A 16,940-nucleotide genomic window follows, 5' to 3' on the forward strand; every position below is an offset into this window, starting at 1 on the left:
GCGGCGGTCCGACCCTCGGCGCCTTCTCGTCCTATACGCTCGAGAAGAAGATCTCGAAGAACCCCGGCCAGTTCGGCAAGGGCGCGGTCGAGGGTGTCGCGGCGCCGGAGGCGGCCAACAACGCCGCCGCCCAGACCTCGTTCATACCGATGCTGACCCTGGGCATTCCGTCCAACGCCGTCATGGCGCTGATGGTCGGTGCCATGATCATCCAGGGCATCCAGCCCGGCCCCGAGGTCATGACCAAGAAGCCGGATCTCTTCTGGGGCATGATCGTGTCGATGTGGATCGGCAACGCCATGCTGGTTATCATCAACCTGCCGATGATCGGCATGTGGGTGAAGCTGCTGACCGTGCCGTACCGCTTCCTGGCACCGGCCATCCTGCTGTTCTGCTGCATCGGCGCCTACAGCCTGCAGAACAGCACCTTCCACGTCATGCAGGTCGCGATCTTCGGCGTGCTTGGCTACATCTTCGTCAAGCTGGGCTGCGAAGGCGCACCGTTCCTTCTCGGCCTCGTGCTGGGGCCGCAGATGGAGGAATACTTCCGGCGCGCCATGCTGCTCTCGCGCGGCGACGCCATGGTGTTCATCGAACGCCCGATCAGCCTCGGCCTGCTGATCGCGACGGCGGCGCTGCTGGCCCTGATGGCGCTGCCGAGTATCAAGAAAGCCCGCGAGGAGGCCTTCCAGGAGGAAGGCTGACCCTTCAGCGGGAGAACACGATACACGCCGGGCTGCCGACTTTGGTCCGCAGCCTGGTGGGGGCCAGGAGCCCATTTCGGCCCACCGTGTAGGCGATGATCGAATCGCCACCCTGGTTGGCGACATACAGGAAACGCTCCGCCGGATCGAAGGCGAAGAAGCGCGGCACGCTCCCTTTGGTCGGCACCCATTGGCGCGGCGTCAGCGTGCTCCTGGCATCGATCCCGAAGACGCCGATACTGTCGTGGCCGCGGTTCGAGACATAGACGTTGCGCCCGGCGCCATCGACCCAGATCTCCGCGCCGGTGCTGTAGCCGGTGAAGTCCGGCGGCGTCGACGGCACGGTCTGCAACGGTGTCAGCGCACCGCTCGACACATCCTGGCGATAGGTCGTGATCGTCGAATCGAGTTCATTGATTACGTAGGCGAACGGCTTGCGTGGATGGAAGTCGATATGGCGCGGGCCGGCGCCCGGACGGGAAGCGATCCGGTTGGCTTCGACGAGCACGCCGCGCCTGGCATCGAGGCGGTAGCCGATCACACAGTCCGAGCCCTTGCAGGGCAGGTAGAAGGTCCTGCCGCCGCGATCGAGCGGATTGTGATGCGGCCTCACGTTCTTCTGCTCAGTGCGATGAGGTCCGAGCGGCGCCGCGACTGTCGTGAGAGTGGAATAGGGGCCGAGGGAGCCGTCCTTCGCGATCGGCAGCGCCACCAGCGAATCCGAGCCGTAGTTGCTAACGACGAGAAATGCCTGCTTCGCATCGAAGGCGAGATGGATGGGGTTATAACCGCCGCTCGCCTGTCGGTTCAGGACGGCCAAACGACCGGTCTCGCGGTCGACCGTGTAGGAAGTCGCTTCGCTGCGATCGCCGTGCACCGAATAGAGGCGGTCCCCGGTGGCATTGAGGGCCAGGAATGACGGATTCTCCAGCCCGCCGAGATGCTGGACGTGCCGGAAAGCGCCATTGCGAGGGTCGACGCGATAGACATTGATGCCATTGCCGTGGCCGTTGCGCTCCGGTGAGGTGTAGCTGCCGACATAGGCGAAGGTTGGATTTGCTTTCATCTGTTCATTGTCCATGTCGGGGCAAAACGCGGTCAATGGGCCGTCGACAGGATCAGAACGACGCCCGCCATGATGAAGACGATGCCGACGAATTCTCTCCGGTTCATTGCCTCGTGGAAGACGCGACGCGAAACGAAGTAGCTGAACACGACCTCTATCAGGATCAGCGTCCGCACCTGGGACGCCGGGGCGAGTGCCAGCGCCGTCACGTTGGCCAGTGACGCCGAAGCGCCGGCAACTCCGGCGAAAATCGAGACACGCCATTGCCGCAGGGCGCCCAGAACGATGGCAGGATTGCGCGCCAGCAGCCACGTACAGAGCAGGATCGCCTGTAGGAGCTGGCTCCAGAAGAGCGTTTCTGCCGCGGCAAGGAACGCCGAACCACACTGGAGCGTCAGGTTCGCACCGCGATAGCCCACGACCGAGATGGCAAAGGCCGAGCCCGAAGCGAGTCCGTAAAGGGCCGCCGGGTCGGCCCAGCTTCGTCTGGCACCCTGGGGGGATGGAGGACGAGGTGTCAGCAATACCACGCCCAGCGTGGCGATCACGATGGCGCCAACGGCTACTCCCGAGAGCGTCTCGCCAAGGAACAGTATCGAGAAGAGGGCAACCTGGATGACCTCGCTCTTGGAATAGACCAGACCGATTGCGAAGCTGCGTTCTTCCATCGCGCGCAGCAGCAGCGCCGTGCCTGCCATCTGGCTCAATGCCGCCACGACGACCCATCCGCCGAAGGCCCAGGTGAGTACCGGTTGAGGGGATCCACCGAGGAGAAGCACCAGACAAAGCCACACGCCGAGAACGGGCATGCCGTAGAGGAAGCGGACCAGCGTGGCGCCGAGCGTTCCAAGTTCGGCCGTCAGATGCCGCTGCGCCGTGTTTCGAACGGTCTGCGCCGCCGCAGCAAAGATCGTGAGCGGTATCCATAGCCATGACGAGGAGATCATTTCCCCCGTCCATGCGGCGGTTGTCGTTTGACCATGTCGAACAATTACTCATAGAATCGCGGCAATCGGTCGAAGGCCGCAAGAACTATTCCGGGAGTGAGTACCATGACGTCCATCGAGTCGCGGCGCGCGAGCCGTCGTCAAGTTTTGAAGGGCGCGGGAGCCTTGGCCACGGCTGGGCTTGTCGGCGCCCCGGCGATCGGCAGGGCGCAGAGCGGCGCCATCAAGATCGGTGTGCCGACGATCCTCTCGGGTCGCGTCGCGATTCTCGGGCAGAGCAGCGTCGGCGCGCTCAAGATGTCCTTTGACAAGGTCAATGCCGAGGGGGGCATCAACGGCCGCAAGATCGAGATGGTCGTGCGCGACTCCAAGGGCGCGCCGCAGGAGGCAGCCAAGGTCACGCGCGACCTCATCAACAACGATGGCTGCCAGATCATTATCGACGCTGAAGCGTCGAGCGCGGCCTTTGCGGTGCAGGAGGTCATCCGCGAGGTCGGCGTACTCTGCATCCATACGAACTCGGAGACCTCCTCGCTCACGGCCGATCCCAAGCTCCACGTGCCCACGGCCTTCCGGACGGCCCGCCAGGGCATCCACGATGCAATCGGCGGCGGCGACTATGCCGCCAAGGTCGCCAAGGCGAAGGGCCTCAAGAAGTGGGCGACCTGCTCGCCGGACTATGCCTATGGCCGGTCGAATACGGCCGAGTTCATGGAGTATGCCAAGCACTTCGACGGCAACATCACGGTCGTCGAGGAGACCTGGCCGAAGCTCTTCCAGCCGGATTACACCGAGGTCGTGACCAAGCTGCTCAATGCCAAGGCCGACGCCATGTACTCCGCCCTTTGGGGCGGCGATCTGGTAGCCTTCATCGATCAGGCGAATCTCTATGCCCTATTCGAAAAGCAGGCGTCCTTCATGGTCAATCTCGGCGACTATGGTGTCGTCGACCAGGTGAAGCAGTTTCCGCAGGGTGTCTATTCGGGCGGCCGTTACAACCGGACCGTTCCGCCGACTCCGGAGAACGAAGCCTGGTACCAGGAATACGTGAAGACGCAGAAGAGCAAGCCTACCAACTGGTCTTGGGAGAATGCGGTCGGCGCACAGTTCCTGATCGAGGCGCTGAAGAAGACGAACGGCGACACCAACGGCAAGAAGCTCGCAGAGGCGATCAAGGGCGCCACGATCAAGACGCCTTTCGGTGACGGCGGGTCCATCACCATGCGGGCCGAGGACAACACGACCATCAACTACATTATCGGCTATGGGCTCTCGCTGTCGAAGGAGCCATACATTTCTGACTTCAAGATGTCGCCCTGGGAACCGATCCTGGAACTCGAGAAGCAGTGGAAGAAGAAGCAGGGCTACGCGACCTGAACGTCTTCACCTTCGGATAGGACATCCCCGTGGACCTCGACGCGTTGTTGCGCTGCGTCGGCACGACGTCGTGCGTCGTGACGCAGCTCACCAGCGGCATGATCATCGGCATGCTGCTTTTCCTGATCGCGTCCGGCGTGACGCTGATCTTCGGCGTTCTGAACGTCATCAATTTCGCCCACGGCTCGCTCTACATGATCGGGGCATATGCGGCGTGGACCTTCTACCAGCTCACCGGCAGCTACTTCGTTTCCGCCCTGGGCGCGGCCGTGGCGGTCGGGGGGCTGGGCGTGCTGTTCGAGCGCGCGCTGATGAGCAAGGTCTACGGTTCCAACGTGCTGATGCAGCTGCTCGTCTGCTACGCCGTGGTGCTGATCTCGGACGATCTCATCAAGATCCTGTGGGGACCGGTACCGCTGTCGATGGGCATGCCGCCGGAGTTCCGGTTGCCGCCTGTCCGCTTCATGGGCGGGGTCATTCCGCCGTTCTACATTTTCATGATCCTCGCCGCGATGGCGATCGGTCTGCTGCTGTGGCTGGTCATCGGCCGCACGCGCTTCGGCAGCATCGTGCGGGCCGCGGCCATCAATGGGCCGATGGTGTCGGCGTTGGGCATCCGCGTGAACCTCTACTATGCCGCCGTATTCGGGATCGGCAGCGCGCTGGCGGGCGCGGCAGGAGCGCTCGCGGCGCCCGTTCGGTCGCTGACACCGGGCATGGGCTTCTCGATCCTCATCGAGTCCTTCATCGTGACGGTGATTGGCGGCATGGGCTCGATCGTGGGGGCCTTCGCCGCCTCGATCATCATCGGCCTCACTCGCTCCTTCGGCAGCATCGGCTTCCCGCTGTTTGTCGACGGGGTGATGTTCCTGATCATGGCACTGGTCCTGATCTTCAAGCCCAGCGGCCTCTTCGGCCGAGCGCACCGGTAGGCGGCCATGACCTCACGTTGGAGAGATCTGGGCCTTGCCGGGCTGGGGCTGGTCCTGTTGCTGCTGGTCCCGGTGTTCGGCGCGCCCCCTGCAATCCGCGATTTCATCATGTTCGGCATGGCCTACGGCCTGCTGGCCATGTCGCTCAATCTGCTGATCGGCTACACTGGGCTGGTCTCGTTCGGCCATGCCATGTTCTTCGCCGCCGGCGCCTATGCGTTCGGCCTCGCAATGCAGTCCGGCAAGTTCTCAATTCCCGGCGCCTTCGTTCTGGCGATCGGCTTCACGGCGCTCATGGCCCTGATCGTGGGGGCCATCTGCGTGCGGCTGAACGAGATCTATTTCGCCTTCCTGACGCTCGCGTTCCAGATGCTATTCTACAATATCATTCTGGGCTGGGTATCTTTCACGGGCGGAGACCAGGGGCTGATGGGCGGCATCCCGCGGCCGAAGTTCCTGGGCATCGATCTCGCGGACCGGACGCAGCTCTACGTCTTCTGTTCGGTGGCGTTCGTCGTCTGCATCGCGCTGCTGCGCCAGATCGTGACGTCGCCGTTCGGCTACACGCTGCGCATGATCCGTGACAACCAGGAGCGCGCGGCCTTCCTCGGCATCAACGTGACGATGGTCAAGCTGGCCTGCTTCGTGATGTCGGCCTGCATTGCCGCCGTGGGCGGCATCCTGCTGACCCTGTTCGTGTCGGGCGCCTATCCCAACTTCGGTTTCTGGACGACCTCGGGCGAGGCGATCTTCATGATCCTGCTGGGCGGGTCCAATGTCTTCCTGGGGCCGCTGGTCGGCACGGTGATCCTGCGCCTGCTGAACGACGTTACGGTCACCTACACCAGCCACACCGAGCTGGTGCTGGGCGTCGTGATCCTCGTACTGGTGCTCGGCCTGCGCAAAGGCCCTCTCGACCTGCTGGCCGAGCGCTGGGAGAACCGGCGCCAGGCGGCGGCGCAGGCGATCCGGGATGCTGCGGACAAGGACGCAGGGAAGGGCGACAGCTGATGCTGAAGCTCGAAAACCTCAAGAAGTCCTTTGGCGGTGTCTCGGCGACCCGCGATGTTACGCTGGACTTCGCCGATGGCTCGCTCAGCGCCATCATCGGACCCAACGGCGCCGGCAAGACGACGCTGTTCAACCTGATCACGGGGCGCTTCCCACCTGATACCGGCCGCATCGTGCTGGCCGGCAAGGACATTGCCGGCCTCTCGCAGCGAAGGATCGTACGCCTGGGCATCGGGCGCGCATTCCAGGTGGCGAGCCTGTTCCCGACGCTCACCGTGTCGGAAGCGCTGGCAGCGGCGGCACAGGCGCATCAACATCGAGAGGCGGTGCTGCGCTCGCCGTTTCCCCTGGCCACGACGATGCGGCAGCGCGACGAGATCATGGAACTGCTGGGGCTCACACGAGTGGCGGGCATCCTGAGCCGCAACCTGAGCCACGGCGACCAGAAGCTGCTCGATATTGGCCTGGCGCTGGCGCTGGAACCCAAGGTGCTGCTGCTCGACGAGCCGACCGCCGGCATGGGACCGGAGGAGCGCTGGCGCATGATCGAGACGGTGCAGCGGCTGTGGCGTGCGCGCGGCATGACCTTGATCTTCATCGAGCACGACATGGACATCGTCTTCAAGGTCGCCCAGACGGTGCGCGTCCTGTCCTATGGTTCAGTTCTCGCCGAGGGAACGCCCGACCAGGTGCGGACCAATCCCAAGGTGATCGAGGCCTATCTCGGCAAGTCCGCCCATGGAACTTCCGGGCAGGGAGCGGCGGCATGAGCACTGCCGAGATCCTGAACGTCGAGAATATCGACGTGTTCTACGGCGCCAGCCAGATCCTGTTCGGCGTCTCGTTCGGCGTCGAGAAGGGCCAGTCGCTGGCGCTGCTCGGCCGCAACGGCGCGGGCAAGAGCACGACCATGAAGGCCATCATCGGCATCGCGCCGGCCAAACGCGGCACGGTCTCCGTGCATGGGACACCGGTGCAGAGGTTCTCGCCGGACCGCATTGCCCGCGAAGGCGTGGGCTTCGTGCCCGAGGACCGGCAGATCTTTCCCGAGCACTCGGTCGACGACAACCTGAAGATCGCGATCAAGCCCGGAGTCGGCGGCCGCATCGACTGGACCCTGGAGAAGATCTACGACGTCTTCCCGATCCTGGCCTCGATGCGCGGCCGCATGGGCGGAAGGCTGTCCGGCGGCGAGCAGCAGATGCTCACCATCGCGCGCACACTCATGGGGAATCCGGACGTCGTGCTGCTCGACGAGCCCAGCGAAGGGCTGGCGCCGATCATCGTCGAGAAGATCGGCGAGCTGATTCAGCGGCTGCGCGACATGGGCACCACGCTGATCGTGGCCGAGCAGAACATGCATTTCTGCCTCGACATCGCGAGCCACGTGGCGGTGATCGACAAGGGGCATATCGTCTATCGCGGTTCGATCGACGAGCTGCGCGCCAACGATGACGTAAAAAAGCGCTACCTGGCGGTGTGAAGCACGACCCGGAGCCCGGGCTTCGCATCCTCGAGCCGGATCGTGAGCCCGTGCAGGCCCGCGATCGCCTTGACCATGGCGAGGCCGAGGCCGCTGCCCGAGGTCGAGCGGCTGCGGTCGAGCCGGTAGAAGCGGTCGAAGACCTTGTCATGCTCGGATGCGGGGATGCCCGGTCCGTTATCGGCCACCTCGATCTCGAAGCCGTCGCCCTGCCGCCTCAGGCCCAGGCGCACTTTCGTGCCTTCGGGCGTGTGGCGCAGCGCGTTTTCGAGGAGGTTCGAGATGAGCTGGGCGATGAGCTGCCGGTCACCCGTCAGCATCGCGCCGGGCTCGATCTGCACATCGAGGGCGCGGTCTGAATCCTCGGCGACGGGCTGGTAGGTTTCGCCCAGGCTCTTCAGCAGGGCGGAGACGTCGAAGGTGTCGAAGGCACTCCTCTGCGCACCGGCCTCGACCTGGGCGATGCGCAGCAGGGCCGAGAAGGTCTCCAGCAGCGCATCCGCTTCGTCGATGGCGGCGTCGGTGGCGGCGCTGTAGTCGGCAGTCGTGGTGGCCCGTTCGCGCGCGTCCTCCAGCCGCTGGCGCAGGCGGCCGAGCGGCGTGCGCAGGTCATGGGCGATGTCGCTCGACACCTGCCGCAGGCCGTCCATGAGCTGCTGGATGCGGGCCAGCATGGCATTGAGGCTAGCCACCAGCTGGTCGATCTCATCGTGCGTGCCACGGACCGGAATGCGCGCGGAGAGGTCGCCTTCCATGATGGCGCGGCTCGTGCGCGTGATCGTGTCGATGCGGCGCAGAAAATTGCTGCCGAGCAGGACACCGCCGGCGATGGCCAGCAGGAGCGTGAGGCCGCCCGACCAGGCAAAGGCGCGTATGATGGCGCGCTGCATGTCGACCAGGCGGTTGGCGTCCTGGGCCACCAGAAGGAACGAGCCGTCGGGCAGGGTGAGGCCAAAGCCCGTGAGCTTGGGCCGTTCGCCGGGACGATCGGGGTCAAGCTCCGGCTGCGGCTGGTCGGGCTCGAAGTCGATGGCGCCGTTGACCGGCGGCATACCCGGCAGGTTTCCGACGACAACGCGGCGATTGGGCGCCTGCAGCAGGTAGAAGATCGGACCCCTGGTGCGGAAGTTGATGCGCCGCGTGATCTGCTCGGCCAGGCCCGCGAGTCCGCTGCGGCGATGAACCTCCGCAAGCTGGTAGGCCTCGGAGCGAAGGACGGCCGCCATGTCGTTCTGCATCGCCGCAGTCGCGGTCCAATAGACGCTGGCGAACAGGACGCCAGCGGAGACGATGAACAGGACGGCGTAGATCAGCGGCAGGCGGAAGCTCGCCGAGCGCAGGATCCTAGTCAGGCGCGCGAATGACATAGCCCGCCCCCCTGATCGTGTGGAGCAGCGGCTTGTCGAATCCCTTGTCGATCTTGGAGCGGAGCCTGCTGATATGCGTCTCGACGATGTTGGTCTTGGGATCGAAATGGAAATCCCAGACCTTCTCGAGCAGCATTGTTCGCGTCACTACCTCGCCGGCATGGCGCAGCAGGTATTCCAGGACCTTGAATTCCTGGGCCAGCAGGTCGATGCGTTTGCCGGCACGCGTCACGGTGCGAGCCAGCAGATCCATCTCGAGATCGCCGGCAACCAGGGACGTCGCGGCCACGATCGGCGGGCGACGGGAGAGGGCGCCGATGCGCGCCCTGAGTTCCGCGAAGGCGAAGGGCTTGGTGAGGTAGTCGTCAGCGCCGGCCTCGAGGCCCGCGACCCTGTCGTCGACGCCGCCCATGGTGGTGAGGAACAGGACCGGCGCCTTCATGCCCGTGGCGCGAGCAGCCTTTACGAGCGACAGCCCGTCCATCTGCGGCAGCATGCGGTCGACGACCAGCACGTCGTATTTCTCGCCCGTGGCGAGATACAGGCCGTCGCGCCCATTGTCGGCATGGTCGACCACATGGCCGTGCTCGCGCAGGCCCTTGGCGATGTAGTCGGCGGTCTGTTTGTCGTCTTCAACGAGGAGGATTTTCACAGCGCCCGTCTATCCCGGCGCCGGCCCCCGGCGCAACGTTCCCCAACTATACAAACATTCAATCCTGCGGCCATCCGGGCGCTACAGGTCCTCCCCCATATTCCGTGCACCCCCCAAAGGAGGAGGCTGTAGATCATGACCAAGACCAAGTCCCGTATCCTGACCGCCCTGGCGCTCACCACCGCCCTGACGGCGCCTGCACTGATCGCCCCGATGTTCGCCGCGCCCGCGGCTATCGCCGGCCAGACCATGCCCGTTCAGGACTTCTCGGACCTGGCTGCCAAGGTAACCCCTGCGGTCGTCAATGTCGCCGTGACCATGAAGGCCGGCGCCGACGACGGCGACGAGACCCGCATGTCGGACTCGCAGCAGCAGCAGATGGAAGAGTTCATGAAGCGCTTTTCGGAGCGCTTCGGCCAGCCGATGCAGCCGGGTCGTCCGGACGGCAAGCAGGCTCGCCCGCAGTCGAAGGAGAAGGCCCAGGCCGTCGGCACTGGCTTCATCGTCGACGCCAAGGGCGTGATCGTCACCAACTACCACGTCGTCGGCAAGGCCGACTCGATCACGATCACCATGGCGGACGGCACCAAGCTGCCGGCCAAGATGCTGGGCGGCGACGAGAAGACCGACCTGGCCGTGCTCAAGGTCGAGAGCGACAAGCCGTTGCCCTACGTCTCGTTCGGCGACGCCAGCAAGGTGCGCGTTGGCCAGCCGGTGATGGCGGTCGGCAACCCGTTCGGCCTCGGTGGCACCGTGACCACGGGCATCGTGTCGGCTCGCGGCCGTGACATTCACTCCGGTCCGTTCGACGACTACATCCAGACCGACGCGGCCATCAACCGCGGCAACTCGGGTGGCCCGCTGTTCGACATGGACGGCAACGTGATCGGCATCAACACGGCCATCTACTCGCCGACCGGCGGCAGCATCGGGCTGGGCTTCGCCATCCCGTCGTCGCTGGCGCAGCCGGTGGTGGCCGAACTGAAGGACAACGGCCGGGTCGAGCGTGGCCTGCTCGGTGTTCAGATCCAGCCGGTCTCGAAGGAGATCGCCGAGAGCCTGTCGCTGAAGAGCGAGAAGGGTGCCCTGGTGGCGGTGGTCCAGCCGGACAGCGCGGCGCTCGCCGCCGGTGTCCAGTCGGGTGACGTGATCGTCAGTGTCGACGGCAAGAAGGTCGACGGCATCAAGGAGCTGACCCGCACCATCTCTGCGGTCAAGCCGGGCACCTCGGTCAAGCTGGGTGTGTGGCGCGACGGCAAGGAGACGACGCTCACCGCCAAGGTCGGCGGCCAGAAGGACGACGCGATCGTCAAGGCAAGCGCCGACGGCAAGGACGGAGCCGCGAAGCCCGCGCCGCTGTCCTACGGTGTCTCGCTGGCACCCCTCTCTCCGGAGGCGCGCAAGCAGCTCGGCCTCGGCGGTGATGTGAAGGGTGTGGTCGTTGCCACGGTCGAGCCGGGTAGCCCGGCCGACGACCAGGGCCTCAAGGCCGGCGACGTCCTGCAGCAGGTCGGCAAGGACGCCGTCGACAGCCCGAAGATGGCTGCCGAGAAGCTCAAGGAAGCGAAGACCACCGGCAAGCCGGTGCTCATGAAGGTGTTTCGAGAGGGGATGACGCGCTTTGTCGCTATCTCTCCCCGGGCGGCCTAGCAAACCTCTCGATCGGCCGGAGCCTTCGGGTTCCGGCCGCAGCCTTCGAGCCTGGCGTCGCAAGCATTGCTTTCAGTCTTCGAGGTCGAAGCGAAGCCGCTATCTCTCCCCGGGTGGCCGAGCAGAACCTCAGTGAGGAGCCGGCGGTGGCCCCACCACCGCCGGTTTTCTTCACCTGACGATGTCTCTCAGGGGGGCCGTGTCATTCCCGGCGAAGACCGGGAAGGCGCGATCATGAGGGGGAGCGGAGGTCCGCAGCCTGGTGTGGCGGTGCTGCGGACCTCCAAACCTTCCAGGTGCCGGCCTTCGAGCCGGCATCGCTGCGTTTAGGGCGCGACGCGGGATTTCAGTATTCGGTATTGCACGAGGGATGTGTCTTCGAGGGCCTCGCTCCGGTTGCACGGCAGGTCCTGGTAGTCGAGCGGCTGGCTGAACTGGCTCTCCGTCAAGTCGAGCCGTCGTCCGCCGACGCGATTATAGAAGTGCCATTGGCCCTCGACGATCGTCTTCAGGATGTCACCGCCCAGCAAATCTTGAGCGACGAGGGCGGTAACGCTGCACTGGCCGCAGGCGGGGTTGTCGGAGCGCCACTTGCTACCGGTCTCGGTGGACCAGGCCGAGTGGAGCTTTGCAAGGAGCGCGCTCGTGAGGTGCATCCTCTAAAGAGCTCTCTTTTTCGAGGAAATGACGCCGCTGGCGATGCCGTGCCATTCGATGGTGCCGGCGAGGCGGGAATGCTCGATCTTGGGACAGCGGTTCATCACCACCTTGAGCCCGGCCTTCTCGGCACGTGCCGCGGCCTCCATGTTGACCACGCCGAGCTGCATCCAGACGACCTTGGCGCCGTGTTTGATGGCCTCGTCGGTGATCGGGCCGGCGGCCTCGGAATTGCGGAAGATGTCGACCATGTCGACTTTGTCCGGCAGCTCGTCGATCGAGCCGTAGACCTTCTGGCCCAGGATTTCCTGGCCCTTGGCGGCCGGATTGACCGGAATGACCTTGTAGCCGCGGTCCAGCAGATACTTCATGGCGAAATAGCTGGGACGATTCCAGTTGGCCGAGGCGCCGACCATGGCGATGGTCCGGGTGTCGCGCAGGATCTTGCGCAGATATTGATCGTCATAACGGTCGCTGAAGGCGGCTTGCATGGGGGGGGATTATACATGGCCGGTCCGATGCTGTTCGAGCCGATTTCCATTCGCGACGTCACCCTGAAGAACCGGGTGGTCGTGGCGCCGATGCACCAATATGCGGCGGAGAAGGGTTTCGCGACCGACTGGCATCTCGTGAATGCAGGGCGCTATGCCGCCGGCGGGGCCGGTCTCGTCATCATGGAATCCACCAAGGTCGAGCGGCGCGGCTGCGGCACCGTCGGCGACCTCGGCCTTTGGGACGACAAGTTCGTTCCCGGCCTGAAGCGCTGCGTCGACTTCATCCGGCTGCACAATTCCGTGCCGGGCATCCAGCTCGGACATTCGGGCCGCAAAGCGCGGCGCTTCCGTCCGTGGGAAGGCGGCGCACCGTTGAAGCCGTCACCCGAGATCGACGACTGGGAGGAATGGGAGCTCGTCTCGTCGAGCGGCATCAATTCGCCCGATACCGATCCGACGCCGCGCGCGCTGACCCTGGCGGAGATCCCGGAGGCGGTCGAGCGTTGGGGGCAGGCGGCGCGACGGGCACACGAAGCGGGTTTCGACGTGCTCGATATCCACATGGCGCACGGGTATCTGATCCACCAGTTCCTCTCGCCGTTCTCAAACGTGCGCAACGACCAGTATGGCGGGAGCGAGCTGAACCGCATGCGCTTCGCCATCGAGGTGGTGGAAAGCGTGCGCGCGCACTGGCCGGCCTCGAAGCCGCTGTTCGTGCGCCTCTCGGTCGAGGACGATTCCGGTTGGGGCCCCGACCAGAGCGTCGCGCTGGCGAAGATCCTGAAGCCCAAGGGCGTCGACGTGATCGATTGCAGCTCGGGCGGCATGCGTGGCTCGCCGGTCGTGAGCGCGGGTCCCGTGACCTACGGCTACCAGGTCCCGTATGCGGACCGGCTGAAGAACGATGCCGGCATTCTCAGCATGGCGGTCGGGCTGATCGTGCATGCCGACCAGGCCGAGAAGATCCTGCAGGAAGGCCGCGCCGACCTGATCGCACTGGCGCGCGAGCTTCTCTACAATCCAAACTGGCCGATGGATGCCGCGCAGAAGCTGGGCGTGGACCCGAAATTCGCCTCGGTGCCGCCGGCGCAGGCCTACTGGTTGGCCAAGCGCGCACAGTCGGTGAAGTCCGTCATCCCATCGACGTACATGAAGGGATTGAACGCCGAGTGAAGCGACGCCTCACTCCGACGTGACACCATCGCACCGCATCGTGCGTTATGGTCTGCATGCCTCGAATGCTGGCGGAGATGATCATGAAGCGGATTGCAGCCACGGCCATCGCTCTCGCCTGTGTCCTGGCGACGCCTGTCTGGGCCGCCCTGAAGCCCGGCGACACGGCGCCGGTGTTCACGGCGCAGGCGGCCCTGGACGGCAAGGACTATACGTTCTCGCTGGCCGAGGCCCTGAAGAGCGGGCCTGTGGTGCTCTACTTTTTTCCCAAGGCCTTCACGACCGGCTGCACCGCCGAGGCGCACGAGTTCGCCGAGGCGGCGGAGCAGTTCAAGGCGATGGGCGCAACCCTGATCGGCATGTCCGCCGACGATATCGGCACCCTGCACAAGTTCTCGACACAGGCCTGCTCGGGCAAGTTCCCGGTCGCCGCCGATCCCGATCTCAAGGTCATCAAAGCCTATGATTCGGCGCTGATCCGGGTCGGCAGCGTCGGCATCGCCGACCGAATCTCCTACGTCATCGCGCCGGACGGAAAGATCGTCTATGCCTTCTCCGACCGCAATCCCGACAAGCATGTCGAGAACACGATGGCGGCGGTCAGGCAGCTGCAGAAGAAATAGACGTCCGATTGCGCTCTGCGCGCTTGCGCAGGAGATGCGCGGTGGCCATCAGGGCGGCCGTCAGCACGATCGTGAGGGTCGAGACGGCGGCGATGGTCGGATCGATCTGGAACCGCAGATCGTCCCACATGCGGCGCGGCAGGGTGACGGCGCCGGTCCCCGAGATGAACAGCGCCACGATCAGTTCGTCGAACGAAGTGATGAAGGCGAAGAGTGCGCCGACCAGCACGCCGGGGCGGATGAGCGGCAGGGTGACCTGGAAGAAGGTGGCGCCGGGCGTTGCGCCCAGGCTCAGGGACGCCTGTTCCAGCCGTGGGTCGATGCCGGAAAGGCTCGCCGTCACACTGGTAACGACGAAAGGCACGGCGAGGCAGGTATGCGCCAGCACCATCGCAATCGGCGTGCCCACCAGGCCGTAGCGCGAATAGGCGTAGTAGATGCCGATTGCCACGACGATGCCAGGCACGATCAGCGGCGACAGGATCAGACCGGCTGCGACGATGCGCAGCCCTTTGGGCAGCCGCGCTATGCCCAACGCCGCCAGAGTGCCCAGGAACGTCGCCAGAATGACGACGGCGCAGGCCACCCAGATGCTGACCCAGGTCGGCTTCAGCCAGTCGGGATTGCTGAAATAGGCCTCGTACCAGCGCAAGCCGAAGGCGGGTGGTGGAAAGGTGAGGTAGGTGGCCGACGAGAAGGAGACGATCGCCACCACGACGATCGGGAAGGCGAGAAAGAACAGGATCAGACCGACGATGCTGGCCGGAAGAATGCGCGCCAGCCTCATCGCATGCTCGTCCTGAAAGCATTGCCCACGCCCGGCAGCTTGCGTGCCACGGCCAGGATGGCCAGCGCCGTCGCCAGCAGCACGGCCGAGAGCGCCGCGGCATAGGCCCAGTTGAGCTGGTCGACCTGCTGCGCGATCAGCATCGACAAGGTGATGTCGCGTGGCCCGCCGACCATGGCCGGCGTGATGTAGAAGCCGAGCGCGAGCACGAAGGTGAGAAGAGTGCCCGCCGCCACACCCGACATGGACAGCGGCAGGATGACCTGGCGGAAGGTCATGAAAGGCGTCGCGCCGAGGCCGGAGGCGGCCCGGATCAACGAGGGATCGATCTGCCGCAGCGCATTGGCGATGGGCAGGATCATGTAGGGCAGGAGGATATGGATCATCGCGATCTGCGTCGCGAGCGGCGTGTTCAGGATGCGGATCGGCCGATCGATCATGCCGAGCGCGATCAGCGCCTCGTTGACCAGGCCGTGCCGGCCGAGCAGCACCATCCAGGCGTAGCTGCGGACCAGGACACTGGTCCAGAAGGGCAGCAGGATGACCACCAGAATGAAGGGCGCCATCGATTTGGCGCGCACCAGTCCCATGGCGACCGGATAGCCCAGAATCAGGCATCCCAAGGTGACTGTCACGGAGGTGTTGATCGTGATCCAGAAGGTCTTCTGGAAGACGACGTCATCCAACAGGGTCGCGTAATGCGACAGTGTCCAGCTCGGATCGTTCACGCTGCGCAACAGCATCGCCACGACCGGCAGCGCATAGAAGACCAGCATGTAGATTAGCAGCGGTGCCGCCAGCAGCAACGGTACGGCGCGGCGCCAGTCGAATGGTGTCGTCTTCGGCCGGCTGACCGCGAGGGCGAGGGACGCGGGCTGGATGACCTCAGACAAGAATCGTATCCGCGACCGACCAGGCGATCTCCGCGCGCTCGCCGACGGCGCGGCGGCGGATGGTGGCGCTGGACGGCTCTTTGAGCACGATCGACGTGCCGTTACCGGCCTGCAGCATGTAGCGGCAGCGCTCGCCCGCGAAGACGGCCTCGGTGACGGTGACGCTGAGGCGATTCTGCGGCGTCGTTCCGGCCCACGCGCCATCGGCGAAGCGCAGACGTTCCGGCCGCGTGGACAGCGTCACCTTCTCGCCGCTTGCGGGGCGGCTGGGGCATTGGGCACGGATCAGCGTGCCTTCGCACTCGGCGACGACGATGTTGTCGTCCACCCCGCGCACCACCGCCGGCAGGAAGTTCGACTCGCCGATGAAGCCTGCGACGAAGCGGTTGCCCGGCCGGTCGTAGAGATCCTCCGGGCTTCCGACCTGCGCGACCTTGCCGTCGTTCATGACGGCGATCCGGTCAGACATGGTGAGTGCCTCCTCCTGGTCGTGCGTCACGTAGATGAAGGTGATTCCGAGATCTGCATGGAGACGACGCATCTCGAGTTGGAGATTCTCGCGCAGCTGCTTGTCGAGCGCCCCCAGCGGCTCGTCCATCAGCAGCAGGCGCGGTTTGAACACGACGGCCCGCGCAACAGCGACCCTCTGCTGCTGGCCGCCCGAGAGCTGGCGCGGATAGCGGGCGCCATAACCCGGCAAGTGCACCAACTCCAGCGCCTCGGCCACCAGCTTCGTTCGCTCCGCCTTCGGAACGCCGCGCTGTTTCAGCGGGAAGCCGATATTTTCCTCGACGGTGAGGTGAGGGAACAGCGCGTAGTTCTGGAACACCATGCCGATGTTGCGCCGGTAGGGCGGCATGGCGACGACTGATTTGCCGTCGATCGCGATGTCGCCGGTGGTTGGCGTCTCGAAACCGGCGATCATCATCAGCGTCGTGGTCTTGCCCGAACCGCTGGGCCCCAACATCGTCAGGAACTCGCCTGAACGGATGTCGAGCGACACGCCGTCGACGGCTTTGGCGGCGCTGGCCCGATCGTAGGTCTTCTCCAGATTGGAGAGCGCTACCGACGCGCCGCTGCCGATGGGACGTGAGCCAACTTCGTTCGTGCCAGCGCCAGCCACG

At 64.9% G+C, this 16,940-nt stretch carries 18 protein-coding genes; 9 read left to right on the forward strand and 9 right to left on the reverse strand.

Annotated features, from left to right (window positions below; translation table 11 throughout):
* Nucleotides 1-704, forward strand: a 704-nt coding sequence (locus Q0Q48_RS14435) for a tripartite tricarboxylate transporter permease (protein WP_295138843.1), incomplete at its 5' end; no start/stop codon positions are given.
* A gap of 4 nt (nt 705-708) precedes the next feature.
* Here Q0Q48_RS14435 and Q0Q48_RS14440 read toward each other — a convergent pair.
* Nucleotides 709-1,770 (reverse strand): lactonase family protein, encoded by a 1,062-nt coding sequence (locus Q0Q48_RS14440; protein WP_295138846.1) that lies wholly within the window; start codon nt 1,768-1,770, stop codon nt 709-711.
* Between the two features lie 32 nt (nt 1,771-1,802).
* On the reverse strand, nt 1,803-2,717 hold the full coding sequence (locus tag Q0Q48_RS14445; protein ID WP_295138849.1) for an EamA family transporter: 915 nt from the start codon (nt 2,715-2,717) through the stop codon (nt 1,803-1,805).
* Nucleotides 2,718-2,882: 165 nt separating this feature from the next.
* On the opposite strand from Q0Q48_RS14445, the gene Q0Q48_RS14450 reads away from it, so the two are divergent.
* Genes Q0Q48_RS14450 through Q0Q48_RS14470 form a run of 5 tightly spaced genes read left to right on the forward strand, consistent with a single transcriptional unit; the run spans nt 2,883 to nt 7,520 of the window.
* Nucleotides 2,883-4,094: an ABC transporter substrate-binding protein gene (locus Q0Q48_RS14450; protein ID WP_295138851.1), complete on the forward strand. Its 1,212-nt coding sequence runs from the start codon at nt 2,883-2,885 to the stop codon at nt 4,092-4,094.
* A 29-nt stretch (nt 4,095-4,123) separates the two neighbouring features.
* Nucleotides 4,124-5,026, forward strand: coding sequence for a branched-chain amino acid ABC transporter permease (locus tag Q0Q48_RS14455; RefSeq protein WP_295138853.1), 903 nt, complete (start codon nt 4,124-4,126; stop codon nt 5,024-5,026).
* Between the two features lie 6 nt (nt 5,027-5,032).
* The gene (locus Q0Q48_RS14460; RefSeq protein ID WP_295138856.1) at nt 5,033-6,037 is read left to right on the forward strand and encodes a branched-chain amino acid ABC transporter permease; all 1,005 of its coding nucleotides are present in this window, start codon (nt 5,033-5,035) and stop codon (nt 6,035-6,037) included.
* Nucleotides 6,037-6,807, forward strand: coding sequence for an ABC transporter ATP-binding protein (locus Q0Q48_RS14465; protein WP_295138859.1), 771 nt, complete (start codon nt 6,037-6,039; stop codon nt 6,805-6,807). The genes Q0Q48_RS14460 and Q0Q48_RS14465 overlap by 1 nt, the downstream gene beginning before the upstream one ends.
* Nucleotides 6,804-7,520 carry an ABC transporter ATP-binding protein gene (locus Q0Q48_RS14470; RefSeq protein ID WP_295138862.1) on the forward strand — a complete coding sequence of 239 codons (717 nt, stop codon included), beginning with the start codon at nt 6,804-6,806 and terminating at the stop codon, nt 7,518-7,520. The genes Q0Q48_RS14465 and Q0Q48_RS14470 overlap by 4 nt, the downstream gene beginning before the upstream one ends.
* On the opposite strand, the gene Q0Q48_RS14475 is transcribed toward Q0Q48_RS14470, so the two are convergent.
* Together Q0Q48_RS14475 and Q0Q48_RS14480 are read right to left on the reverse strand one after the other, a co-directional pair.
* The gene (locus tag Q0Q48_RS14475) at nt 7,505-8,887 is read right to left on the reverse strand and encodes an ATP-binding protein (protein ID WP_295138865.1); all 1,383 of its coding nucleotides are present in this window, start codon (nt 8,885-8,887) and stop codon (nt 7,505-7,507) included. The genes Q0Q48_RS14470 and Q0Q48_RS14475 overlap by 16 nt on opposite strands.
* Complete coding sequence (locus Q0Q48_RS14480) at nt 8,865-9,539, reverse strand: response regulator transcription factor (protein ID WP_295138868.1); 675 nt, start codon at nt 9,537-9,539, stop codon at nt 8,865-8,867. The genes Q0Q48_RS14475 and Q0Q48_RS14480 overlap by 23 nt, the downstream gene beginning before the upstream one ends.
* A 135-nt stretch (nt 9,540-9,674) precedes the next feature.
* On the opposite strand from Q0Q48_RS14480, the gene Q0Q48_RS14485 reads away from it, so the two are divergent.
* Nucleotides 9,675-11,189, forward strand: coding sequence for a DegQ family serine endoprotease (locus tag Q0Q48_RS14485; RefSeq protein ID WP_295138870.1), 1,515 nt, complete (start codon nt 9,675-9,677; stop codon nt 11,187-11,189).
* A 326-nt stretch (nt 11,190-11,515) separates the two neighbouring features.
* Here Q0Q48_RS14485 and Q0Q48_RS14490 read toward each other — a convergent pair whose 3' ends face one another.
* A complete protein-coding gene (locus Q0Q48_RS14490) occupies nt 11,516-11,845 on the reverse strand; it encodes a hypothetical protein (protein ID WP_295138873.1) in 330 nt (109 codons plus the stop codon).
* Nucleotides 11,846-11,848: 3 nt separating this feature from the next.
* Nucleotides 11,849-12,337, reverse strand: coding sequence for a CoA-binding protein (locus Q0Q48_RS14495; RefSeq protein ID WP_295138876.1), 489 nt, complete (start codon nt 12,335-12,337; stop codon nt 11,849-11,851).
* 15 nt (nt 12,338-12,352) lie between these two features.
* Between Q0Q48_RS14495 and Q0Q48_RS14500 the strand changes: the two genes are divergently transcribed.
* Both Q0Q48_RS14500 and Q0Q48_RS14505 read left to right on the forward strand, forming a co-directional pair.
* Entirely contained in the window at nt 12,353-13,513 is a 1,161-nt protein-coding gene (locus tag Q0Q48_RS14500) for an NADH:flavin oxidoreductase/NADH oxidase (protein ID WP_295138879.1), read from the forward strand.
* A gap of 83 nt (nt 13,514-13,596) precedes the next feature.
* On the forward strand, nt 13,597-14,136 hold the full coding sequence (locus Q0Q48_RS14505; RefSeq protein ID WP_295138882.1) for a redoxin domain-containing protein: 540 nt from the start codon (nt 13,597-13,599) through the stop codon (nt 14,134-14,136).
* Here the strand turns inward: Q0Q48_RS14505 and Q0Q48_RS14510 are convergent.
* From Q0Q48_RS14510 to Q0Q48_RS14520, 3 genes are read right to left on the reverse strand one after another with little or no spacing between them, the layout of a single operon-like run.
* Nucleotides 14,114-14,923: an ABC transporter permease gene (locus Q0Q48_RS14510; protein WP_295138885.1), complete on the reverse strand. Its 810-nt coding sequence runs from the start codon at nt 14,921-14,923 to the stop codon at nt 14,114-14,116. The genes Q0Q48_RS14505 and Q0Q48_RS14510 overlap by 23 nt on opposite strands.
* Nucleotides 14,920-15,816 (reverse strand): ABC transporter permease, encoded by an 897-nt coding sequence (locus tag Q0Q48_RS14515; protein ID WP_295138887.1) that lies wholly within the window; start codon nt 15,814-15,816, stop codon nt 14,920-14,922. The genes Q0Q48_RS14510 and Q0Q48_RS14515 overlap by 4 nt, the downstream gene beginning before the upstream one ends.
* The gene (locus tag Q0Q48_RS14520; protein WP_295138890.1) at nt 15,809-16,939 is read right to left on the reverse strand and encodes an ABC transporter ATP-binding protein; all 1,131 of its coding nucleotides are present in this window, start codon (nt 16,937-16,939) and stop codon (nt 15,809-15,811) included. Before Q0Q48_RS14520 ends, Q0Q48_RS14515 begins: the two co-directional genes overlap by 8 nt.
* Nucleotide 16,940: the final 1 nt, after the last annotated feature.

Source organism: uncultured Reyranella sp., assembly GCF_945957355.1.
Taxonomy (GTDB): Bacteria; Pseudomonadota; Alphaproteobacteria; order Reyranellales; family Reyranellaceae; genus Reyranella.